The organism is Paenibacillus sp. TAB_01, from assembly GCF_043945595.1.
GTDB lineage: Bacteria > Bacillota > Bacilli > Paenibacillales > NBRC-103111 > Paenibacillus_S.
Genome location: NZ_JBIFNP010000001.1, coordinates 1,138,533 through 1,161,958 on the forward strand (window position 1 = coordinate 1,138,533; position 23,426 = coordinate 1,161,958).

At 52.9% G+C, this 23,426-nt stretch carries 22 protein-coding genes; 19 read left to right on the forward strand and 3 right to left on the reverse strand.

From position 1 onward, the window contains the following. Nucleotides 1-2: 2 nt before the first annotated feature. The 10 genes from ACHHV8_RS05550 to ACHHV8_RS05595 all read left to right on the forward strand — a co-directional run bounded on the left by ACHHV8_RS05550 (nucleotide 3) and on the right by ACHHV8_RS05595 (nucleotide 13,713). On the forward strand, nucleotides 3-1,295 hold the full coding sequence (locus ACHHV8_RS05550; RefSeq protein ID WP_395157389.1) for a glycosyltransferase family 2 protein: 1,293 nt from the start codon (nucleotides 3-5) through the stop codon (nucleotides 1,293-1,295). Beyond that, nucleotides 1,295-2,023, forward strand: a complete 729-nt coding sequence (locus tag ACHHV8_RS05555; protein WP_395157390.1) for a glycosyltransferase family 2 protein — start codon at nucleotides 1,295-1,297, stop codon at nucleotides 2,021-2,023. The genes ACHHV8_RS05550 and ACHHV8_RS05555 overlap by 1 nt, the downstream gene beginning before the upstream one ends. Nucleotides 2,024-2,215: 192 nt before the next feature. Further along, nucleotides 2,216-2,506, forward strand: a complete 291-nt coding sequence (locus ACHHV8_RS05560) for a nucleoside-diphosphate sugar epimerase (RefSeq protein ID WP_395157391.1) — start codon at nucleotides 2,216-2,218, stop codon at nucleotides 2,504-2,506. A 76-nt stretch (nucleotides 2,507-2,582) separates the two neighbouring features. Next, nucleotides 2,583-2,921 (forward strand): alpha-helical endospore appendage domain-containing protein, encoded by a 339-nt coding sequence (locus tag ACHHV8_RS05565; RefSeq protein WP_395157392.1) that lies wholly within the window; start codon nucleotides 2,583-2,585, stop codon nucleotides 2,919-2,921. Further along, nucleotides 2,918-3,307, forward strand: a complete 390-nt coding sequence (locus ACHHV8_RS05570) for a hypothetical protein (RefSeq protein WP_395157393.1) — start codon at nucleotides 2,918-2,920, stop codon at nucleotides 3,305-3,307. Before ACHHV8_RS05565 ends, ACHHV8_RS05570 begins: the two co-directional genes overlap by 4 nt. Nucleotides 3,308-3,410: 103 nt before the next feature. Next, complete coding sequence (locus ACHHV8_RS05575) at nucleotides 3,411-3,902, forward strand: ferritin-like domain-containing protein (RefSeq protein WP_395157394.1); 492 nt, start codon at nucleotides 3,411-3,413, stop codon at nucleotides 3,900-3,902. 193 nt (nucleotides 3,903-4,095) lie between these two features. Further along, nucleotides 4,096-5,196 carry an S-layer homology domain-containing protein gene (locus ACHHV8_RS05580; protein ID WP_395157395.1) on the forward strand — a complete coding sequence of 367 codons (1,101 nt, stop codon included), beginning with the start codon at nucleotides 4,096-4,098 and terminating at the stop codon, nucleotides 5,194-5,196. Between the two features lie 44 nt (nucleotides 5,197-5,240). Further along, the gene (locus ACHHV8_RS05585) at nucleotides 5,241-7,703 is read left to right on the forward strand and encodes a CARDB domain-containing protein (protein ID WP_395157396.1); all 2,463 of its coding nucleotides are present in this window, start codon (nucleotides 5,241-5,243) and stop codon (nucleotides 7,701-7,703) included. Nucleotides 7,704-7,800: 97 nt separating this feature from the next. Next, nucleotides 7,801-11,715, forward strand: coding sequence for a glycoside hydrolase family 78 protein (locus ACHHV8_RS05590; protein WP_395157397.1), 3,915 nt, complete (start codon nucleotides 7,801-7,803; stop codon nucleotides 11,713-11,715). A gap of 123 nt (nucleotides 11,716-11,838) precedes the next feature. Continuing rightward, nucleotides 11,839-13,713 carry an adenylate/guanylate cyclase domain-containing protein gene (locus ACHHV8_RS05595; RefSeq protein WP_395157398.1) on the forward strand — a complete coding sequence of 625 codons (1,875 nt, stop codon included), beginning with the start codon at nucleotides 11,839-11,841 and terminating at the stop codon, nucleotides 13,711-13,713. A 111-nt stretch (nucleotides 13,714-13,824) separates the two neighbouring features. On the opposite strand, the gene ACHHV8_RS05600 is transcribed toward ACHHV8_RS05595, so the two are convergent. Genes ACHHV8_RS05600 through ACHHV8_RS05610 form a run of 3 tightly spaced genes read right to left on the reverse strand, consistent with a single transcriptional unit; the run spans nucleotide 13,825 to nucleotide 15,074 of the window. Then, nucleotides 13,825-14,154, reverse strand: a complete 330-nt coding sequence (locus ACHHV8_RS05600; protein ID WP_395157399.1) for an ROK family protein — start codon at nucleotides 14,152-14,154, stop codon at nucleotides 13,825-13,827. Between the two features lie 37 nt (nucleotides 14,155-14,191). Continuing rightward, complete coding sequence (locus ACHHV8_RS05605; protein WP_395157400.1) at nucleotides 14,192-14,830, reverse strand: ROK family protein; 639 nt, start codon at nucleotides 14,828-14,830, stop codon at nucleotides 14,192-14,194. Continuing rightward, entirely contained in the window at nucleotides 14,784-15,074 is a 291-nt protein-coding gene (locus tag ACHHV8_RS05610; RefSeq protein ID WP_395157401.1) for a MarR family transcriptional regulator, read from the reverse strand. The genes ACHHV8_RS05605 and ACHHV8_RS05610 overlap by 47 nt, the downstream gene beginning before the upstream one ends. A gap of 165 nt (nucleotides 15,075-15,239) precedes the next feature. On the opposite strand from ACHHV8_RS05610, the gene ACHHV8_RS05615 reads away from it, so the two are divergent. From ACHHV8_RS05615 to ACHHV8_RS05655, 9 genes are all read left to right on the forward strand, one after another. After that, nucleotides 15,240-15,665 carry an RbsD/FucU family protein gene (locus tag ACHHV8_RS05615; RefSeq protein WP_395157402.1) on the forward strand — a complete coding sequence of 142 codons (426 nt, stop codon included), beginning with the start codon at nucleotides 15,240-15,242 and terminating at the stop codon, nucleotides 15,663-15,665. Nucleotides 15,666-15,688: 23 nt separating this feature from the next. Further along, entirely contained in the window at nucleotides 15,689-16,462 is a 774-nt protein-coding gene (locus tag ACHHV8_RS05620; RefSeq protein ID WP_395157403.1) for an aldo/keto reductase, read from the forward strand. Beyond that, on the forward strand, nucleotides 16,354-16,737 hold the full coding sequence (locus ACHHV8_RS05625) for an aldo/keto reductase (RefSeq protein WP_395163429.1): 384 nt from the start codon (nucleotides 16,354-16,356) through the stop codon (nucleotides 16,735-16,737). The genes ACHHV8_RS05620 and ACHHV8_RS05625 overlap by 109 nt, the downstream gene beginning before the upstream one ends. A 54-nt stretch (nucleotides 16,738-16,791) precedes the next feature. Then, nucleotides 16,792-17,400 (forward strand): sugar phosphate isomerase/epimerase family protein, encoded by a 609-nt coding sequence (locus ACHHV8_RS05630; RefSeq protein WP_395157404.1) that lies wholly within the window; start codon nucleotides 16,792-16,794, stop codon nucleotides 17,398-17,400. A gap of 209 nt (nucleotides 17,401-17,609) precedes the next feature. Then, nucleotides 17,610-18,584, forward strand: a complete 975-nt coding sequence (locus ACHHV8_RS05635) for a Gfo/Idh/MocA family protein (RefSeq protein ID WP_395157405.1) — start codon at nucleotides 17,610-17,612, stop codon at nucleotides 18,582-18,584. Between the two features lie 77 nt (nucleotides 18,585-18,661). Beyond that, on the forward strand, nucleotides 18,662-19,588 hold the full coding sequence (locus tag ACHHV8_RS05640; protein WP_395163430.1) for an ABC transporter permease: 927 nt from the start codon (nucleotides 18,662-18,664) through the stop codon (nucleotides 19,586-19,588). Between the two features lie 16 nt (nucleotides 19,589-19,604). Continuing rightward, nucleotides 19,605-20,498: a carbohydrate ABC transporter permease gene (locus ACHHV8_RS05645; RefSeq protein ID WP_395157406.1), complete on the forward strand. Its 894-nt coding sequence runs from the start codon at nucleotides 19,605-19,607 to the stop codon at nucleotides 20,496-20,498. A gap of 65 nt (nucleotides 20,499-20,563) precedes the next feature. Beyond that, nucleotides 20,564-22,246 (forward strand): type 2 periplasmic-binding domain-containing protein, encoded by a 1,683-nt coding sequence (locus ACHHV8_RS05650; protein ID WP_395157407.1) that lies wholly within the window; start codon nucleotides 20,564-20,566, stop codon nucleotides 22,244-22,246. Nucleotides 22,247-22,365: 119 nt separating this feature from the next. Beyond that, nucleotides 22,366-23,361 carry a hydroxyacid dehydrogenase gene (locus tag ACHHV8_RS05655; RefSeq protein WP_395157408.1) on the forward strand — a complete coding sequence of 332 codons (996 nt, stop codon included), beginning with the start codon at nucleotides 22,366-22,368 and terminating at the stop codon, nucleotides 23,359-23,361. Nucleotides 23,362-23,426: the final 65 nt, after the last annotated feature.

Here is a 23,426-nt window from a genome sequence, read left to right on the forward strand (position 1 = left end):
GGATGCAGCAAAGAGCAAGAGCAACTGCAAGCAGGGGGAAGCCTTCTTCGAGCCGTGCGGCTGTACAGGCACATGGGGCGGGAAAACCTGCGGGGGGAAGCGCCGCTCCCCGATCTAAAGCCCGCCGCAATACCCGTACGGCTGCGCGCAAGGCCGGGGCTCGGCCGGGCCAGGCGGGCCGGGTGAAACGCGCGAAGGGCGCCGGCCCCGCTCTGTCTTCCGGCCGGAGGGCAGCGGCGGCGAAGCGGGGGAAGCGGCCTGCGGTGTTGCTCCGGCGCCGCAGAGTCATGCGTGCCGCCGCAATGCCGCGCATTTCTTCCGCCGCTTATCAAGCGGGCTATCGCGCGGGCAGGGAGGATGGTTTGCGTGTATCGCTCGAACACGAGCCTTTTCGGATTAAGGCGCTGAACCGCCATTGGATGGCGCGGACCCAGCCGCAGCAGCGGGGTGGCTTGTCATGGAGACAATTCAATGAAGCGTCGAAAGGGTATGTGCATGGTTACTTTCGCGCCAGAAAGCAGGTGCCTCCGCCTTGGGTGCTGCTGCCGACCGATAAATCGGTGGCTGCCATCGTCTCCGTCCGCAACGAGGAAAAGACGATTGGATCGGTTGTGCGTCAGCTGAACCGGCTGCCGCTGGATGAGGTATACGTTATTGTGAACGGTTCGACGGACCGCAGCTTCCAACAGGTGCGCGAGCGGTCCCAGGCTTGCGTGCTCTCTTTTCCGGAGGCATTGGGACACGATGTCGGCCGCGCCATGGGGGCGAAGCTGGCCCAGGCGGATATTCTGCTGTTTCTCGACGGGGATATCGTCATTCCGGCCGAGGCGCTGGTTCCTTTTATCGGTGCGGTGAACCGGGGAGCGGACTTGGCGCTGAACGACATCGGTCCTTATTTGAATCCTTTTGCGAAGCAGGATCAGGTGACGCATATGAAGCAGTTCCTTAATGCCTCCCTGGGAAGGCACGACCTGGGCGCCAATTCGCTGACGGCTGTACCGCATGCGCTTTCCCGGAAGGCTGTGGAGACGCTGGGGCTGCCCAATCTGATGGTGCCGCCTAAGGCACAGGCGCTGGCGGTGCATCGTGGGCTGCGTATCACGGCTCCCGGCAGCGTGAATGTGATCCGGGGCAACAAAAGACGGCGGGAGAACACAGGGCGAAACAACCAGGTGGCGGATCTGATCATTGGCGATCATGTAGAGGCGCTGAAGCTGGCGGGGGATTTGGCCGGCGAGCGGCTCGCCTTCGTGGACGCTCTGCGCAAACGCGAGCAAACGGGAGGCGAGGGCTGATGCAGACGACCAGCATCATTATTCCGAATTATAACGGATTGAATTGGCTCCAACGCTGCGTTCATTCGATCCGCCAGCATACGCATACGCCATATGAAATCATTGTCGTCGATAACGGCTCCAAGGACGGATCGGTGGAATTCTGTCTGCATAATAAAATAAAGCTGGCCTCGCTGCCGTTCAACAAGGGCTTTCCTGCGGCCTGTAATTTGGGACTTCGCATGGCCATAGGGGATGCGCTGCTGCTGTTGAACAACGACACTCTGATGACGCAGAGAGCTCTATCCAATATGCTGACCTGCTTATACAGCAGTGAAGATATCGGGATTGTGGGTCCGATGACCAATTATGCCAGCGGCAAGCAGCAGATCGAGGAGCCTTTTACGAATGTCGAGGCGATGGCAGCCCGGATGAATGTGCCCGACAGCGCCAAGTGGCTTCCGGTGGACCGGATTGTCGGGTTATGCTTTTTGTTCCGCCGGGAGCTGATGGAGCGGATCGGGCTGCTCGACGAGCGCTTTTCGCCGGGGCATTTTGAAGATGACGATTACTGCTATCGCGCCCGGCAAGCGGGCTACAGGCTGATGATTGCCGGAGATGCCTTCATCTACCACCATGGAAGCGCCAGCTTTCAGAAGGAGAACGAGCACAAGGTCAAGCAGCTGATCCAGCAAAATTACCACAAATTTGTTGAGAAGTGGGGCGTGGATCCGCATCAGTTTATTTAGTGAAATAAATGAGCTTGCTGCGGTTATTTTCGCGCGGGCCGCAGGGTCGGATCCCGGCTTGAAGGCCCGGCCGTTCCTTTCCCGTTTTACGCAATCCTTTGGGCGGATGCCCGGTCGTACCAAGGTAAATCCGCATATGTTATGGGAGTATAAGCAGATGAGACGAAGCGCGGAATCCGGGGAGGTGAACCCATGCACAGACAAGTGACCAAAATAATAGAATATATGGCAGCCTCCCAGCAGGAGATGGCCAATATTTTGGAGGCGAAAAGACTGATCGCTACCCGGATGTCGCAGCTCATGCTGGAGATACCGGAGAAAAATCCGTCTTTTACCGATATTGAGGAGCTGGCCGAAAGCTCGCTGAGCATGACCAAAAACATCGCCGCATATTTAAGCAGTCTCGCCGATCTGGAGGATGCTTTAGCGGATAATTTAGCTGTCGTGATGAAAGAAGTTAACCTTCCTGACGGGGAAGAATAGCATGAATTACAGACGCTGCAGCCTGCAGCGGTTAAGCCGGCCGGACGATTCCGATATGCAGAAATGAGGTGTAACCTTGAACAGAGAGGATTCCTATCACAAAATGCTGAAAGCGGCAGCGCAGCTGCAGTGGAACGTTTCTTTAATTCTGGAAGCGAAAGCAGCGGAGGCTTCCCGCTCCTGCCAATGGATTTGTCAGCATTTATCTTCATCCCATTTCGAAGATCACGGCGTTCAAGTGAAGAAAACGGTCGAAGTGCATGAGCAGCTGATCGAAGTAATTGAGGGCATTACCAAAATGGAGCAGGCCTTGGCCAAAAATATGCACGTGCTGCTGGGGCAGGGAGAAGACGGCGCCGATCAAGCCGGAGGGGAGTATGGAGACATGTTTCCGTTTGGAGGCCAGTCCAAATGAATTGGCATCAAGCGGAAAACGAAGTCAAGCTTCATCTCCTGCGCTCTCTGGCGAGGAGCCAGAGAGCCTTGGCCCGCATTCTGGAAAGCGTGGCCGATACAGCTGCGGCGGCTCAGCCAGGCCCGCGTCCGGGCTCGGATCGTTCCGATCCTCGGCCCGGGCAGGCATCGGGCTTCTCCTCCGGGGACAACGTTGACTTGCTGATCCGTCAGCTTACCGTTCTAAGCAGTTGTCAGCAGCAGCTGACCGAAAAGCTGACGGGTATCCGCCTTCGCAAGTTTCGCCGGGGCCGTCCGGGAAAGCTGTGGCTGTGCCGCCGCGTAAGGATGGTTACCGGGACGGCCGGATATCCGCCGGAGATGAAATCCTCCTTACCGCGGGGGTGAAACAGGCTGTGCTATCTTTTTGGTGTCAGGGGCGAGCTGTGGTGAATACGTTAAAATATGGGGATTCACCTATCTTGGCTTTGCACGAAAAGGAGGTTGCCGCATGAATAAGAAAGCCCTCTCACCTCAAGAGATGACTGTTTATCCGTCTGCCAAGCTGCCGTACCGCGATTTTCGCCGGCTGATGTCTCAGCTGCAATGGAGTGTGAATCATACCGCATCGCGCGTCCGCACCTATGCCGCCTTGATGAAGCTGGCTCCGAGCGAGGAGCAGGCTGCCGAGCTGGAGCAGATGATGCGCGAGGAAAAAAGCTATTTTGCGATGCTGGAGCAATTTTATATGGAGCTGCATGGGATTCAGCCGAAGGTTGAACCGGCAGCCCTTGCTTTTGACACATATGAGGGAGGCCTGCGTCAGGCCATCCTGTGGGAACGGGAAGCGATTCGACAGTTTCGCGATACTTACTTGCTTACCCCGAGCAGGAGGGTGAGGGATTTGTTCTGGTACGGCATGAGCGACGGAGCCGATCATTTGGCGGGATTGCTGCTGCTGCTGCAGCGTCCGGCAGGCGAACCAGCCGAAGCGGGGGCCTAATGTCCTAGTTTTTATCATTTAGGTATTGCCGGATCAGACAATTTTCGAGTATAATCGATCTGCATAGGAAAGTTTTGGAAGCTATAACTATATATACAACATGGACGGAAGCACCGCCAATCAGAGGGATTTTACCTATGTTTGGGGTGCTTTTTTTATGTTTTATTTCAGAAGCCAAAGGAGAACGAAGCGTATGAATAAGATCAAGACCAAGCTGATTCCCGTTGTTATCGCATCAAGCCTTATCGCAGGCCTGACTGCTGGGACAGTGCAATCTCCTGCAGTACAAGCTGCAGGGAAGCCTGCGACCTTGTCCGATATTGCCGGACATTGGGCATTTAGCTCCATCCAGTCCGCTATTACGAAGGGAGTTGTAGACGGCTATCCCGACGGTACCTTTAAGCCGGATCAAGGCATCAGCCGTGCCGAATTTATTACCATGCTGTCCAAAGCGTTGAATCAACAAGCGGGCGCAGCCGGGGAGGATTGGTTCGCTCCTTACGTCGCAGGCCTGCAGCAAGAGAACGTGATCTATGCCGGCCAGTTCGATGATTACAACGCGCCGATGACCCGGCTGGAGCTGGCAACCGTTGCTCTGCGGGCCATCAAGGAGGAGTTTCGAGTCCCTGAGGGAGCGGAGAACGCGGACGCCTCGAAAGTTATGTACAACGCCGTCGGCTCAGGCCTGATTCAGGGCATGGCAGGCGGAGCTTTGGAGCCGGAGGGGCAGACGACGAGGGCACAGTCGACGACGATTATCGACCGCGTGCTGCGGGTGAAGAACGGCGAGACGCTGCCGACGGATGAGGCGGCTAAGGAGCTGTCGGAGCTTGCGGCGACAGGGACGAATTTGCGGAGCACGAAGAACGTGACTCCGGCCAGGCGAATGCCGATTACATATGATGTCCCTTATGGGACGATGACGATAAAGGAGATTATTTTTATTGATACGGATAAGGAGTCGCCGTTTAGGTGGATGTTGGATGGTTTAACCCGTCATGGATTGGGAGATGGTAGCTTTAATAATAGCTATGTACTTGTCTATAAAGTTAAGTTTAACATTAAAGAAACACCTCAAATACCTATACGTATTGCGGATTTCTTTAATATGGTAGGATGGGATATTAACTATAAAGGGGGATTCACAGAAACCCAAATATCTAAAACTGGAGAATTTGAAACGTATCGGATTTATGCAATTGATAAAATCAAATACAAAGGATTAGATTTTTCACCTTCTTATAATGTCATGAATGAGAATTTCCCAGTTATTGCTGTTAATTTGGAAAGTTAGTTTATATGAGTTTAAGGCTTTATTGCGAGGGGAGTAAGAGTTGTTTGAAAAAAAGAAATAGATTACTTTCCATGCTTTTGATAATTATATTAACATTAGAGTTAGTGTTGTCGCTGCTTCCAGAGGAAATCGCGGAAGCTGCTGCACAGAAAACTCTTTATATTGATTTTAAAAATAATAAGCTGCTTGAAAATCAACCTACTCCCCCTATAGATTTTTACAACTCATCAAAAACATTTTCTATAAATTTTGATGTTTCAAACTATATTAATGGGGCGATAACAAGCTGTCAAATTGAAGTTAATTCTGTAAAAATTAGTTGTAACAACAATGATAATAGAATAAGTCGGATTCTTATAGGACTAGAAAAGACAATTTATGCAAAAGGCTTAACTAATCCAGGTCATCATATTTATAGACTACCAGGCGGCTTAGATTGGGAACATAAAGGTGAGAGAACTAACATCATGCAGTTTGAAGCAGCAGATAGCACTAAAGAAGGTACCGCTAAAAGTATGTATCCTGGTTTGATACCAAATGAAGGGCACATAAGGCAACTAGGTAATGAGATGGCGAACCCGGAAATAACGTACTATAGTGGATGGTTATATTCTACTAATGATCTTCGTTATAACAAAGGAACTCCTCCGAGATTAAATGAATCCTCAGCTCTACCTGATTATAGGCCGGAGGAGAATATGAATGGAGCAGCTGCAACCAGATCATACGATGTCGCGCCACCTACAAAATTTTATAAGTCACTAGGAGACGCAGCAACTAATAATGCTTCAGCAGAAGTATCATCGTATGATGTATCCTCTATACAATTGGTAGGAGCATCACCAATTAACAGTGGTGTAGAACCATATTCTTGGGGGAAGTTCATAGCAGAAGGAGCAAGTATAGCTACAAACCAAGTTGCTGTTCGACGACAACTTACTCAAGAATGTGACGGAGATGATACCCTATGTTTATTCGATATCCCTTCAGGAAATCATGAAGACTCTGATGGTGGTTACCCAATCAACTATGTAATGGAAGTCAATACAGAGTGGGAAGCAACAACTTATCTCTATTCCGATGCAAAAATCATCATTGATTATACAGCACCGGTTCAACCAGACCTCGGCTACACCGCAGCCAGCGGCCCGCCTGCCTGCGTCAAAGTCGGCTCTTCAGCCGATGTTACTTTTACTTACAAAAATTTCGGCCCAAGTACTCCAGCTGTGTTTAAAGTCGAATACAAGGTAAATGGTATAGTTAATCCATCCTACACAGAAACAATCCATGGCGCCTCCAACGGCCAGACATTCACGAAAAAAATTACTTATTCTTTTAATAACACGTCACCTCAAGATTTTACCATGGTGATTGATGCCGTTAATGCGGTGGGAGAAGCTTCGAGCACATTGACCAATAACAGCACGACCGTTTCCGTTACAGCTAAATCCGACTGCGGCGGTGGAGGAACCGGCGGATGCTATGCTCCCGATCTGATCGGTACGGTGAAAGCCGAAAAAAGCTTTATCAGCTGGGGCCAATCCAACTACGTTACCGGTACGCTTCAGAATACTAGTGTAAATTACAAATATAAGTTTAGATTTTGGCAAAACGGTACATATGCTGATTTGCCTGATGGCACTTGGGCGAATAAAGGAACAGGGGCCTTTGAAGCCAACTATTATAAGCAATTGGACGGAGCTTATCCCGGCGGTTTTATCGACGGGGATGTGGCAGTCGAGTTTGTCGTCTGGGATCAGTCAACCAACTGTATCACCAGTATTGGTGGAGCTCATTTTGAAGTCGGTCCCAAGCCGGCCAATCGTCCGCCTAATTTTCAAATAGGCTGGTTTAAGGCAAGCAACACGACGGGAACACAGCCGGACGCCAATAACGATCCTCCCGTTGTCGTCGGGGATAAGGTCAATTTAAGAGCTTTTAACATCAGCGATCCCGATGGAGATCAGGTTACAGTCAGCTGGCAGTTTTCGAGCAGCTCGAGTACCTGGGTTCAAGGCTTGAAAAGTACACATGGTCTCAACGTAAACGATCTAAAGTTCACAAATTTAGGCACAACCACCAAGGGAGCTCATATTGTAACGGCCAAGGCCTGCGATCCTTCCGGGTTATGCAGCACCCAGTCCGATACGCTTAACGTCGTTTCCCCTTACCCGATACCTTGTATCAATGTGCCGTCCCGCGTGGTTGCCGGTAGAACGATCCCAGCCAATGCGATAAACGGCGACTGCAGCACAGCGGCACCTGGAAGAACGGTTGATCATACCAAAGACGAGTGGACCAATAAAAGAGAGGTATATCCGACACCCGGACCTGAAACCGTTATGTTGGAAGTAACGGACAATAGAGGGATTCATTCCTTGCCCGAGGATAAAGCGGTAAAGGTCATCAATGTTGTAGAGGACAAGCCTCCCGTGGCGGAGCTGATGTATCCTTCCGTTATGACTCGCGGCACGTTTTCCGTTACGAACAATACGAGGTCCGATTGACGGGGATATCATCGTTGACGGTAAGCTCAAATATTGGTTTGACAGCGATAACGACGGGGATTTTACGGACGAAACGGAGCAGGTAGTAGATCATTTTATGCCGGGACAATCGTATTCAATTCGGGCAGCGAGTGTAGGGAAGATCAAGTTTTACGTTTGGGGGATCGAGGATTACGGATTAAGTGACTCTAAGACCTATACGGCGGATGTCATCAATCAATCGGGCGAAACGGATGTCCGTCTTATGGGTTCCAATCCGGAGCCGCCTGAATTGGATATCGTACGTTATACAACGAAGGACTTGCTGATTAAAGATAACTGGAAAGGGTCTATAATTCGCATCGGTGATACGGACAAAATTAAACAAAACGGTCTGCAGCTAAACCTGGCTGACGACTCTTTAGGAGTAATGAATTCTTCTAATCCCTATTCGATGGGCCCGCTGCCAAGCAGTATGACTGCGACGCATTATCGTTATGAAGGACTACCGAACGATTACGCGGATGTGGCGCTGCTTGAAACCTTACCCAAAGGTTTTACTTATGGCGGATCCGATTTGCGGATTCCGGTTGCCGGGACGATGGCGCATGCATCGAATCCGGGCAATAAAACAGACCTTCAGATGCTGAACGGGAATTTGGGCTCTTATGCTGCGATGAGCGGAGGGCGGGACAATGCCGGTAATACGTTCTCTTTTGACTGTTTATACAGCGGCAATGGCCCTTACCAATATACATGCTCCATCGTGGTTCAGTTGGCTGCCGGCGGAGGCTATACGATTCCTTACAACAACGGACAGCCCATTACGACGACGGACTTAACCAAAATCACGAGTTTATTTGGCGATATCCGGCATCTAAACGATTCTTCCTACTGGGGGTTCATCTATAATGTTTGCCAATATTGGGATGATGAAAGCAGTTCTTGCGGATACAGCGTACAGAAAAGTGATTATTACAAAACATCAGATGGCACCTATGCCTCGTCTGTTCCGTATAATCCAGGCGTCACGTTAGATCCTAACCCATTAGTTTGGGAGAGCCCGGCCTATATGCTGAATGGGAAGAGCGTAACGGCAAAAACAACTATTCAACCCGTTTCATCCTCCAGCAATGATGATTATTACACGTTTTCACTTGAGTACTATGATGCCAATACCAAAACGAGTAAAACAGTCAAGGTTAAGGACAAGGTAAAGTATAACCACGGGTACACATCGATCGGTAAGGATAGTGCTACGGTCTCCAACAATAACTTAGTGTTTCAAATACGGGTATCGTCGGATGGCTACGTATTTGCCTTGGTCAATGCCGAGTACGTTATGGTATATGATATGAATGGAGCGTTCATCAAATCGTATTCTATCGGTAAGTCTTTTTTTACAAGTTATCTTCATTACAATAACCGTGATAATGAAGAGGAATCACGACAGTTTTCCCTGCATTATTTTGATTTTGAACAGGACGGTACGTTAACGGTAGCTTTAACTGAACGGGACTATGCGAAGTATCGGGATGGGGACCGCGGTATTGTCTATAAGCCGACAACGGACAATTTCAGGGAGTACTGGGTGTACCGGATTCAAGCAGCCGGGTTGGCAAGCGTACCGTACGAAACGATCGCCGGCGGCCAATTGCGAAATGAAGATCATGTGGTTGCAGAAGGAGACTACGCCTTCTATATGAATCCGGGTCAGCGGGTATCGACGAACAATTCGACGTCCGGATTCTCCTTTCGGATGCAGGATTATAAGAATATGTATCGTTTTGAACTGACGAGCAGTGCGGTGTTCCTGAGCAGAATTGTAGACGGGAATCGTATGCTCATCGGACAAGCGGCGTACAGCTTTACAGAAAATACTTGGTACGGGATATCCGTTACGACAAAAGGCAGCAAGATCAAGGTATCCATTAACGGCTCGCTTGTATTTGACGCTTCGGACGGAACGTTTACCGAAGGGAAATACGGCCCTTTTATAAATCTGTATGGGATGAAATTCAAAGGATTAACTGTCACGACACCGAAACCAAGGGAATCCAAAATCGACGGAATTGCAGTAGTGAACATGCCGATTCTTACAACAACGAGCTACAGCGACCCGGAAGGAGACCCTCGGTTGCCGGATCAGGACCGCTATTATTACACTCAGGTTGACGGCGGCGGTTTTCTGGACGCAGGTGACGGAGCCAGCGGGACGTTCAGTCAAAACGGACAGTCCCAAAACCCTTCTCTTTCCCGCATCGATAAAGTGGGGAATTACAAGGTTCAGTACATTGCAAAGGATGATCCGGCTCCGCTCCCGGCACTCAGTAATGCGTATGCAGCTTACAGGCAGGATACGACAGGCAGTGTCAGGAATTTGCTGGTACATCGTAAACCTATCGCCGATTTCTCGGTAACTCAAGGCTCCGACTATACGATTACGTGGAGCGATCGGGACAGCCATGATCCGGACCGATGGCTGGCGCCGTGGAATTATATTGCGGGCTATGGTGCGAATAAAGGGATTTTCGAGGAAAAATATAATTATACCGATTCGGAAGGAACTACGCATGACGGCAAAATTACGCGTCCGAATCAGCCGGGGATGTATATTCTCCGCAAAGCGGTAAAAGACGAGTACGGTGCATGGTCCGACTGGGCGGTGGCGTCCGTTTACTTTAACGCGGCCCCGCCGAACAATCCGCCAAGCGCCGTGCTGACGTTTCCGAACGGGAATCAGAGCGAGCCGACGCCCGTTTCGCTGACGCCTACGATACGATGGAATCAAACCGATCCGGACCCTGGGACGACCTTTACCGCATTCCATCTTCGGTTAAAGAATGAATCCGGCAACGAAGTAGACGATATTCAGAATCAGCCGATGAATACGACCGATACAAGTTGGTCCTGGACATTGGACAAGCCTTTGGAAATGGGCAAAAGATACCAGACCGACGTACAAGTCAGCGACGGTTTTGCTTGGTCGGCATGGAGCAACATCGGCTGGATGATAACGAACAGCCCGCCGCAGGCTTATATGAGCTTTCCGTATGGGACACAGGATCAGCCGACGATGATCAATACGCTTCGCCCTACCTTGCAATGGAGTCAAAGCGATCCGGATGCGGGGGCCGTCTTCGAGCATTTTGAGCTGCAAATTACGAATGAAGAGAATACGGTGATGATTGTAGACAGCGGCAAGCTGGTTCAGCATACTTCCGCTGGAAGCAACCAATGGACGGTGCAGACTGATTTGCCTGCAGGTCAAAAGCTTCGTGTCAGGGTAAAAGTATCGGGCCAATACGGAGCCGAGTCGGCTTGGTCGCCGCAAGTATGGCTGCGAATCAACCGTGCGCCGACAGCCGACTTCGATTGGTCGCCCAAGCCGGCATTCGAAGGGGATATGGTAGCGTTAAGGAACCGATCCTCCGACCCGGACGGAGATCCGCTGGTCTACCGCTGGGAAGTGACAGGCCCCGGTTACACGGCCCCGGCATTGTCCGCATCACTGGATGTGGTGATTGCGGCCGAGGTGACTGACGGGCATCCAGGCGATTATATCGTCACTCTGACCGTAACGGATATTTATGGAGCAACGGATTCCATTACACGAGTTGTACCGGTAGGCGATTTGACCCTCGACGGCTTTGTTAAGCATACGCCTCAATGGGAAGCCAAAAGAAAGGCATATAACTATTATAAAACGGGCAATGAGGAGCGGCCCCGGACTGCGGATACCTTTTGGGCCGGAGAGGCCTTTGTATTACAAGCGGTTACGAACCAGGCTGCCGCTAACGTGACGGTGCTCATGAGCTATACGGACAGACAGACGGGATTAATTGCGTCCGACGGAAGCCGGACAGGCTGGCAGGGGGAGCTGTACGGTGACGATTTCGAACGGCTGCCCGATGCGTCGTATACGTTCCGGTTTACCGCGGTGTGGCCGAACGGGCACAGGGAAAAGGCCGACAGGGTAATCATCGTCAGGGAGCCCTGGACCGATTTTTCCAGCAGCGTACGCAAGGAATAGCTTCACAATGCAATCAACCCGAAGGACTACTCAGAGCCTTCGGGTTTTCTCATGGTATAAGGAATGCGCAGCCCAGGGAAACGTGTATAATTAGTCTTACTTGGACAGAGCGGAGGCAGGACCATGAGATTATCTGAGCAAAAGCATGTATTGGAAGAAGAAGTCCCTCTATCCCGCCGACAGGTATGGGATTTGCTTGCCAGGACGGATCATTTGAACCGGGTGATCGGCTTGTTTCCGGTAAACACCCGGCAGTGGGAGAAGCCGGGGATTGATGATCCGTACATCCGGGTCCTTACTGCAAAAGCTGCGGGAATCGTTCCCGTGAGCTGGAAGGAGCACCCATTTGAATGGGTAAAGGAAGAACGGTATGCGGTCACACGCGAGTATACCGGCGGTCCGTTGAAACGGTTTTATGGCGGCATTGAGCTGGAGGATGCCGGAACGCTGCTGAAGGATGGCTCACGGGCAACCCGGGTGCGGCTGTTCGCTTATTTTACGCCGGCAAATCCGGTAGGGCTGCTTGCCATTCCTCTGCTCGGCGTCCGCTCCATGCAACAAACGATGCGCTACCTGCATAGCTTTATCCGGTTGAAGGAGCAGCATAAGGCGCATCTGCTGCCGCAGCCCCAATCGGGGTATTCCGTTAATCAGGCGGAATTAGACGCGCTGCTGGACAAGCTTAGAAACCTAAGCTTTGCAGAGGATGCGCTTCTGCAGCGATTGGAGGAGCATCTGTACAGGAGCGGGGACGACGAAGTAGTGGATATGAGGCCTTATGTGCTGGCAGAGAGCTGGGGGGCAGACCGTGAAGCCGTGCTCAGCCTGTTCCTGCATGCAACAAAGCTTGGGGTGACCAACCTGCGCTGGCATTTTATTTGCCCGAACTGCCGTGTGGCGAAGGCGGGAGCGGATACGATGTCGGAATGGGACTCGAAATACCATTGCGATTATTGCGGTATTAGTTATGAAGTAAATTTCGACCGCTATGTCGAGCTGTGCTTTTCGGTTCATCCATCTATCCGGCGGGCGGACAAGCAGGTATTTTGCGTGGGAGGCCCCATGCTGACCCCGCATATTTATACGCAGCTGGACATTGCGGACGAGGGAGAAGCGGTGCTTACTTACCCAAGAACGAATGAACGGCTGCGGATTCGGGTGCTGAGGCACAATCAGATTGTCCGGCTGTATGAGGAACAGGAGCAAGAGCAGAAGCAGAGTTCCCGTAAGACATCCGTTCATCCTTCGCAAAAGATGACAGCTGATGATCTGCAGGCGCAGTCTTCCTTGTCCGGGCACCCCGGCGAACGGAAAAGGGCAGCCTTGCCCGAGAAGGAGGGAAGCGGCAGCCTGCTAAGCCTCACCTTTGACAGCAAGGGATGGTCAGAAGAGACCTTGGCGCAGGTGGAACCGGGCAGACCGCTCCGCTTATTGAATCGCAGCGGCAGCCGGATCGTCGTTGCGCTCGAAAGAGAAGAGTGGGACGATTATGCGGTCAGCGCGGCCCAAGTAACGACGATGCAGGAGTTCCGCAGTTTGTTTGCCTCGGAGGTACTATCGCCGGGCCGGCAGGTTGGAATTGAGAGCGTGACCATTTTATTCAGCGACCTGCTGGGCTCCACGGCATTTTACGAGCAGGTCGGAGATGCGCTTGCATATAGTCAGGTGCGGGAGCATTTTGACTTTTTGCAGCATTGGATCCGGATGAACCGGGGAACGCTTGTGAAAACGATCGGTGATGCGGTTATGGCGGTATTCCAAAGTCCCGAGCAGGCAGTCAAAGCCGCGGTGGACATTCAGACCCATGTGGACGGCTTCAACCTCGCCCATTCTTCGAGCCTGCCGATCGTCGTCAAAATCGGTTTATACAGCGGCCCGGCCATCGCCGTACACTCCAATGGGCAGCTGGACTATTTTGGCAGTGACCGTGAATCTGGCCTCAAGGACGCAGGGACTCAGCCTTGGAGGCGATATTATGCTCAGTCAGGAATGTGTTGACAGGCCTGGAGTTCAGGCTTTGCTTGAAGCTTACCGAATCGGGTTGGACAGATTCGAGCAGCGGTTAAAGGGGATTGACGAGGTCATCCCCTTGGCAAGAATACAAGTGCTTCAGCCGATATCGATCGGCTCAGAGGGGGAGGCGGCGGCTTCGGCCGATTCCGACTGCTGAAAGATGGAGATCGACATATTCCTGTCGAGCGCAAAATTGGCCGCCCCCAAGGCGCCGCCAAATTCCTTGAATTGTGCTGTGCGGACGATGGTATGCGCCGACAAGGGGCGCATGGCCCGCTGCCGCATGACCTTCGTTGCGCAATCGGCGAACAAGGGGCTGGATTGCGGAATGACACCGCCCAGAATGATCGCTTCCGGGTTGAATGTATTTAATAAGTTCGCCATGGCGATGCCCAGATACGAGGCCGATTTATGAACGACGCTCATGGCCAGCTCATCTCCCGCCTCGGCTGCCGCACAAACATCATGGACCTTCAGAAACTGCAGGTCGCATATCGGAGGAGAGATCGATACGCTCCGAGGAACGGACCAGCTTGCGGTATTCCTGCTCCATGGCGGCTCCGGCCGATAAAGCCTGCAGACAGCCGTGATTTCCGCAAGGACAGAGCGGTCCCTCCGGCTCGATCGTCGTATGTCCGATTTCACCGGCGCCTCCGAGCGAGCCGGATAACAGCTGCCGGTCGATATACAGACCGGCGGCAATCCCCATGCCTACCCCGATATAAATCATATGATTGAATTGACTTCCTGCCCCGTACCTGCATTCCGTCAAGCCCCGTGCCCGGTGCCGGTTGACCACGACTGTCGGCCAATCGAGCGCCTGCTCCATCATTTGAGCCGCCTCCACTTGATGCCAGCCCGATTCAGCCGCACTTCGAATGGTTCTGTGCTCCCCGTCGACCAGGCCGGGAACGCCGAGTCCAAGCAGCTTCAGCGGCGTTTGCTCCAACGAAGCGGAGAACCGGGGAATTTCCCGCGCCAAGGCGGCAAATGTTTCTACCGGATCCGCCGTGCCGACGGCAATGTTGACCGAACGAATAACGTTGCCAAGCAGATCAAAGGCTCCGAGCTGCCCAAGCCCCGTTATCCAGATCCGCGCCAAGAATTACTCTCGATCCCGGAACGAGCTCCAGCGTCGTGGCGGGGCGGCCTTTGGTCATGAGGCGGTTATCCGTTTCATAGACAAGACGGTGCTCCAGCAATTCGGCGATAGACAATGAGATAGTAGCCCGGCTCAGACCCGTCAGACGGGTCAGTTCAATGCGGGACATGCCTCCGTGGACGCGCAGCGTCTGCAGGATGGCGAGCTTGCTTCCTTTTTGATCGCGCAGTTCGATTGGGTTCATGGGCTCTTATCCTTATCTATATAGAGATAGTGGCAAAACAAAAAATATCGTTTGATATTAACATATTTACAGCTCTTCTCAATAAAATAGAAGTACATAGTTCAAATATTTACAAAAGATGGTTAAAACGAATCGAAATCCATTTGTTCAAGGAGGAGAGCTTGATTGCTGAGAGGCATACCTGCCGTTTTTTCTCCGGAGCTGATAAAAATCTTAATGGAAATGGGACATGGGGATGAGTTGATCCTGGCGGACCGCAATTTTCCCGCAGCTTCCCATGCACAGCGCCTGCTCCGGTGCGACGGAATTGCGATTCCCGACTTATTAAGCGAGCTGATGCCGTTCTTTCCTTTGGATCATGCGGTAGAATGCCCTGCAGCCGTCATGTCGCTGCTGCCGGGAGACCCGGTTCCAGAGGTATGGGAACGATACCGAAGTATCATTGGGGCAAATGAGAGCGGTTTCCGCGAGTTCGAATACGTCGACCGCTTTGTTTTTTACGAAAGAGCGCGCAATGCTTATGCCATTGTGGCTACCGGAGACCGTTCATTTAAAGGAAATCTTCTATTAAAGAAAGGCGTTGTTCGTTAATGCTGCCGAAAGGGAGGAAGCCGATGGAAAAAAGAACGCTGGGCTCGTCTGAGCTGCGGGTAGGCCGGCTGGGCATGGGCTGCTGGCAGTACGGCGGGGGAGTTTATTGGGGCGCGCAGAGTCAAAAGGACGTACAGGAGGTTGTCCATCAGGCGCTGGATTTGGGTGTTAATTATTTTGATACGGCCGAGGTATACAACGATGGAGAAAGCGAGCGTTCCCTGGGAGAAGCATTAAAAGGGAGAAGACATGAAGCGATCATCGGGAGCAAGGTGAGCACGGCCCATACGCGGGCCCAGGTGCTTAGGGAGCGCTGCGAGGGCAGCTTGAAGCGGCTGCAGACGGATTATATCGACCTGTATATGCTGCATTGGCCGATGAACCCGCTGTCCGTCAAGCATTACACGGATGATCCCGAGCTGATCCAGCATCCTCCCGACGTACAGGAGGTGTTCGAAACGCTCCAGCAGCTCCAGCGCGAGGGCAAAATCCGTTACATCGGCATCAGCAATCATGGGATAGCGCAGATGAAGGAGGTACAGGCAACCGGGGTTCCGGTTGTGGCCAACGAGCTGGCGTACAACTTATTTTCGCGGGCCATTGAGGACTCGATTCTGCCTTACTGCATGCAGCACGAAATCGGCGTGATCGGCTATATGCCCTTAATGCAGGGCCTGCTTTCGGGCAAATACTCGAGCCTTTCGGAAATGAAACCGCTGCATACGCGCACACGGCATTTTCATCACAGCAGGGGGAAGGAAGCCGGCACGGAGAGGAAGGAGCCGAGGCGGAATTGACGGCTGCGCTGCAGGAGCTGCGTACGCTGGCAGGCGGGCTGGGCGTCAGCGTGCTGACGTTGGCTTTGGCCTGGACGACAGCGAACCCGGCCATCGCTACGACCATCGTCGGATCGCGGACGAAAGAACAGCTGGTATCCAATTACAAGGCAGCCTCCTATGAGCTGACGCCTGATGTTATCGCCCAACTTCATGCCATTACCCAGCCGGTGCTCGATAAGCTCGGCAGCAACCCCGACTATTACGAAAACCGTAATAACAGCAGGGTGTATTGAGTCTACCCGAACCATAATTTAAATCCCTACATTAGAAAGGATGCGTGGCTTGCAATGAGTTTATCCGAATCGACTGTTTCGTTTTCCATCTTTACGAAGCCATGGAGAACCAAATCGGTAGCCGAGCTGGGCAGCTTCGTCCAAAGCCTGGGCTTTGACGGCATTGAGTTTCCGCTGCGGGAAGGGTACCAGCTGGAGCCGGGTGAGGCGCATAAGCTTCCGGAGCTGGCGAGACAGCTGGAGGACTACGGGCTGCGCATCTTCAGCGTGGCGAGCGGCACGGATGAAAGAATCTTCGCAGGCTGCGCCGAAGCGGGCATCCCGATGATCCGCGTGATGCCTGCAATCCGCCAGGCGGAAGGCTATTTGGCCTCCGAGCGCAGGGAGCGCGAGAAGCTGGAATCGCTGCTGCCGTTATGCAAGCAGTACGGCGTCCGCATAGGCGTGCAGCAGCATTACGGAAACCACGTGACGGATGCGATGGGACTGCTTCACCTGCTGGAAGGACTCGATCCGCAGTACGTGGGGGCGATATGGGATGCGGCGCATGACGCGCTGGCCGGACAGCAGCCTGAGTATGGGCTGAATATCGTATGGTCGCACTTGTGCATGGTTAACTTCAAGAACGCTTATTATCACCGGACGAACGGAACCGGAAGCTGAGGCGGCGGAGTGGAAGCGGTATTTTACGTCCGGCAGCCAAGGGCTGGCTTCATGGCCTCGGGCAGCGTCTTATCTGCAGGGGCGCCAGTACAACGGCGTGGTCTGCTTGACGGCGGAATATACGAATGAACAGGACGTAGAGCGGCTTATTCGTCAAGATATTGCCTACGCGAAATCGTTATTTAAATAAGGGAAGGAGGCTGAGCTCGATGGGAAAAGGAAATAAAATAAGAGCTGCGATGATCGGGGCCGGGCGCATGGCCAACTCGGTGCATTATCCGTCGCTTGCTTCGTTCGACGATGTGGAGATCGCCGGCATCTGCGACGTGCGGGAGGAAGCGCTGAAGGCGACGGCGAACCGGTACGGGATTGCCAACCGTTATACGGATTATAAACGGATGATTGAGGAAATCCGGCCGGATGCCGTCTACGCGATCGGCCAGCCGCACTTGATGTACGACATATGGATGTGGTGCCTGGAGCAGGGGCAAAATCTGTATATCGAAAAACCGCTGGGCATTACGATCCATCAGGCCAGAGCGCTCGCCTATACGGCCGAGAAGAACGGCTGCACGACCCAGGTCAGCTTTCAACGGCGCAGCTCGCCGATGGTCACCCGGCTGCGCGACCTTTGTCTGGAGCGGTGCTCGATCACCCATGCGGTATGCCGCTTTTACAAGTCCGAGATGCAGCCGTTCCTGCATGCGAGAGACCGGATGATGGACGATACCGTTCATTCCATCGATACGGTCCGCTGGATGTGCGGAGGCGAGGTCGTCCGGGTCGAGAGCGAGATGAAGCGGGTCGGCGTCCCGGACTTTAACTTTATTTCCGCTACGCTGCATTTCGATAACGGGGCCACCGGTTATCTGATCAACAGCTGGTCGAGCGGGAGACGTATTTTCGAAGTGGAGATGCACGCGCCTAACATTTGCGCAGAGGCCGAGCACGAACGCAGCGGTTCTCTCTACGCCGACGGGGATACGGTCGGCATCGAATATGACGCGCGTACGATGGCCGGCGGCGAGGAGCTGTTCCAATACGGCGGATTCCAGGCGAAGCACCGGGAATTTATCGATTGCCTGAAGGCGGGAACGCAGCCTTCCTCCCATTTTGGCGATGCGGTGAAGACGATGGAGGTTGCCGAGATCATTCTCGCGCAGGCTTTATTGTCAGGGAAGTGAGCAGGCTTTCGAGAGAGGAGGGGTTAAGCTTGGAATCCGTAAGCGCGGAAGCGAAGCCGGCCGAGCAGGGGATTGCCATGCACAGGAAGAGGAGCGTCAAGCTCCTCCGGGACATGGCGAAGGTGTGGCAGCTGTATGTACTGATGGCGCTGCCTTTTGCTTACATCATTATTTTTAAATACGTTCCTATGTATGGAGCCCAGATCGCATTCAAAAACTTCGTCGCCACCAAGGGCATCTGGGGCAGCTCCTGGGTCGGCTTCAGTCATTTTACCCGTTTCTTTCATTCCTATGAATTCTGGAACATCATGAGCAATACCATTACGCTAAGCTTTTATCAGCTTGTGGCGGGGTTCCCTTTTCCGATTCTGCTTGCGCTGAGCTTGAACTATGTCATGCATGACAGGTTCAAGAAATTGGTGCAGATGGTCACGTATGCGCCGCATTTTATATCGGTCGTGGTCATGGTCGGCATCATTTACCAGGTGCTCGATCCGCGTATCGGCATCCTCAATGTGGTGATGGGCTGGTTCGGCGTGCAGCCGGTCGATTGGCTCGGCAAAGCCGAATATTTCAAGAGCATTTATGTTTGGTCGGGCGTATGGCAGAATGTCGGCTTCAGCTGCATCATCTATTTGGCGGCATTGGCGGGCATCGATCCGGCTCTGCATGAAGCGGCGGTTGTCGACGGGGCGACCAAGGTCAAGCGGATGTGGCATATCGACCTGCCGGGCATTTTGCCCATTGCGATCATTCTCCTGATTCTGGATGTCGGCCGGATGCTCGAGATCGGCTTTGAAAAAGCGTTTCTCATGCAAAATCCGCTCAACCTGCGCACCTCTGAAATCGTGGATACTTATGTGTACAAGGTCGGCCTGGCGTCGGCAGCCGTGAACTTCTCCTACTCCTCGGCCATTGGGCTGTTCAAAAATGCAATCAATCTGGTCCTGCTTCTGGTCGTCAATCGTTTCGCCAAAAAAATGGGGCAAAGCAGCCTATGGTAGAAAGGGGGAGAAGCGATTGAATACATCGATCAAGGAGGCTGCCGAAGACCGCTGGTTCAATGTGTTGAATTATACTGTGCTGACCTTATTTTTCCTCATCGTGCTGTATCCCCTCGTTTATATCGTAAGCGCTTCCTTCAGCTCAACCAATGCCGTCGTCTCCGGCAGAGTATGGCTGTGGCCCGTGGAGCCGGGCTTGAAGGGCTATGCCGCCGTTTTTGAGTACAAGGCCATCTGGACCGGCTTCGGCAACTCGTTATTTTATACCGTTGCAGGGACATTGCTGAATGTTGTTCTGACAATTATCGCGGCTTATCCGTTATCCCGCAGAGATTTTATCGGACGGCAGTGGATCATGTTCGTGTTCGTCTTCACGATTATGTTCTCCGGGGGCATCATTCCGAATTACCTGCTGGTCAAAAGCCTGGGCCTGCTGGACACCCGCTGGGCGCTGATCCTTCCTTCTGCGTTGAGCGTGTTCAATGTCATCATTACCCGGACGTATTTCCAGACCAATATTCCGCAGGAAATGTTGGAAGCGGCACAAGTGGACGGCTGTTCGGACTGGAAATTTTTATGCAAAATTGTGCTTCCGCTGTCCGGGCCGATCGTGGCCGTGCTGATGCTGTTTTATGCCGTAGGCCACTGGAATTCCTACTTCAATGCGCTGCTGTATTTGAAGGACCGCAGCCTGTACCCGCTGCAGCTCGTGCTTCGCAGCATCCTGATTCAGAATCAGATCGATCCCAGCATGGTGACGAGCGAGGAGGATCTTGTCGCCCGGCAGGGGCTTGCCGATCTGCTGAAATATTCGCTGATTGTCGTGGCGACTGCGCCGATGCTTGTCATTTATCCGTTTGTCCAGAAGCATTTTGTTAAAGGAGTGATGATCGGCTCGATTAAAGGCTAGTTCGTTTTTTTGCAAACGGCTGTAGTCGGAAGGCGGCAAGGAAAGCGAAAAGGAGGTCGAGGAGTTTGAAAAGGAAGCTCGGTAAAACAGCTCTGGCGATGCTGCTTGGGGGAACGGTAATGCTGTCGGCGTGCACGCAGGATACTGGGGATGCGGGCAATACGGGAAATGCCGGAGATACCGGCAAGGAGAGCGCGACCGCTGCCAAGGTCAATCCGCCCGGGCAATTCCCTATTGTGAACGATAAAATTACGCTGAAGGTGCTGGTCAAGGGCAACAGCCTTATTGAGAACTTTGATACGAACGGTTATACGAAATGGCTGGAGGATAAGACGAATATCCATGTGGACTGGAAGGTGCTCGACGAGAAAAACTTCCAGGAGCAGTTGAACCTGGTGCTGGCCAGCGGAGATTTGCCGGATGTCATTATGAATCTCGACGTGTCCCCCGAACAGCAGATGATTTACGGGGATCAGGGCGTCTTCGTCTCCTTCACCGATTTGATCGATAAGTACGGGGACAACACGAAGAAGATATTCCAGGATATGCCTGAAGCCAAAAGCGCGGTCACAGCCCCAGGCAACAAAATTTACAGTCTGCCTTATATCAACGACTGCTACCACTGCTCGCTCGATTACAAAATGTACGTATACAAACCATGGCTCGACAAGCTGGGGTTGAAGGAACCGACGAATCTGGATGAGTTCGAGCAGATGCTGAAGGCGTTCAAGGAGAAGGACCCGAACGGCAATGGGAAGGCGGACGAGATTCCTTTGGTCGGATCGACGAACCAGAAATCGCAGCTGGATGTTTTCCTGATGAACTCGTTTATTTACGATGACGGCAACAAGCGGATGCTCGTTCAGAACGGCAAGGTCGACGTCGTGTACAACAAGCCGGAGTGGAAGGAAGGCTTGACGTACATGAACAAGCTGTTCAAGCAGGGGCTTATCGCCGCACAATCGTTTACACAGGATAAGGACAGCTTGAAAAAGATCGCCGAAAATCCCGACATTGCCGTCGGCGGCGCGATCCCTGCGCATTCCCCGTCGGATATTACCATTGTCGAGGGACCCAGCGGAAGATGGCTGGAATACCAGCCGATCGCGCCGCTTAAGGGGCCTAAGGGCTACCAGAAAGCCACATGGCTTGCTTACGATAAAATCCGGCTCGGTCAATTTATTATGACGAACGCGAACAAATATCCGGAAGCGACGATGCGCTGGGCGGATACGATGTATGAATTCGAGGCGCAGCTGCACTCGAACTTCGGCAACGAAGGCTCCTCCTGGGAGAAAGCGAAGCCTGGGGACGTAGGACGCGATGGCGACCCGGCCAAGTACAGGCTGCTCATTCCGTTCGGCCGCGTACAGAACGAATCGTGGGCGCAGTTCGGTCTGAACTACCGTACGGACAAAGACTATTACGCGGGTCAAGCGGTGCTGAAGCAGCCGGATAAAGAGAAAATGTACTACGACATTACGAAGAAAAACTACGAGCCGTACAAACCGGATATCGGCGAAGTGCTGCCGCCGTTATATTTCCCGCCGACTGACGCGCAGCAGCTGGCCGATCTGGATAAAACGATTAACGATTACGTGAAAACGATGACGGCCCGGTTTGTCATCGGCGATGCGGACATTAACAAGGAATGGGACACCTATGTGCAGACGCTGGAGAAGATGAATTTGAAGGCTTATGTCGGCATTTATCAGAAAGCGATCGATGCCAAGAACAGCAGTAAGTAAAGCAGGCGGCAAGCCTGCCCGGTTGAACGGAGATCCAAAGGAAGCTTGCCAGGCTGAACGAGAGCAGATGCAATCCCTTGGCGCAACGCCTATTTCCCTAAAAAAGCGAGGTTAATCGAATGCCTAAAATGAAAACGCTGGTGCTTCCTCCCGAAACGAGATTGTCGGAGGTATGCTCGGAACGCTGCGTGCAGCTGCTGAACGAACGGTTTGATCCGGTATGGAACGATAAAGGACGGGATTATACGCCGGAGGAGCTGGCGGAGCTTATACCGGAGGCGGAGGTCATTCTGACGAGCTGGGGCTCGCCGATTCTCACCCGGGAGCTGCTTGAGCGTGCCGGGAAGCTGCAGGCAATCGGGCATGCAGCCGGCTCGCTCAAGGGGCGAATCCCTTCGGATACGTTTGACAGAGGCATCAAAGTATTCTCGGGAGCGCAGCGCATCGCCCAAAGCGTCGGAGAGTACTGCCTTGGAGCACTGCTGACGCTGCTGCGCCGGCTGCCCGATTTCGACCGGGGGCTTCATCAAGGCATCTGGAAAAACGGCAGCATGCGGGGACACGAGCTGAAGGGGCGGACGGTCGGTCTGGTCTCGGCCAGCTCCACCGCAAGAGTGTTCATTCAGTTGCTGAAGCCCTTTGAGGTTCAGATCAAAGTATTCGATCCTTATCTGAGCGATCAGGCGGCAGAGCAGCTCCAGGTGACGCGCGCCAGCCTGGAGGAGATCATGGCTTGCCCGATCATTTCCGTCCATGCGCCGAAGCTGCCGGAAACGTACCGCATGCTGAATAAATCCTTGCTGCAGCGGATTCCCAAAGGCGCGATCTTCATCAATTCCTCGCGCGCGGATGTGCTGGATGAAGAGGCGCTGATCGAGGAGCTGCAGACCGGGCGCTTCCTGGCTGCGCTGGATGTATATGTCAAGGAGCCGCTCGCGCCGGACAGCCCGCTCTGCTCGTTGTCCAATGTGCTGCTGACCCCGCATGTGGCGGGAGATACGGTCGAAGGCCGGCTTGCGCTGATGGAGGAGATCGTCGAGGACATCGGCCGGAGCTTCCGGGAAGAGAAGACGAAGTATGAAATCTCCAGAGCCGTATGGGACCGGCTTGCATAAGGCAGGCAGGGCTAACGGACAGAGCGGCGGAATAACGGCATAAATGGGCAGAAAGGGTCGGCTCG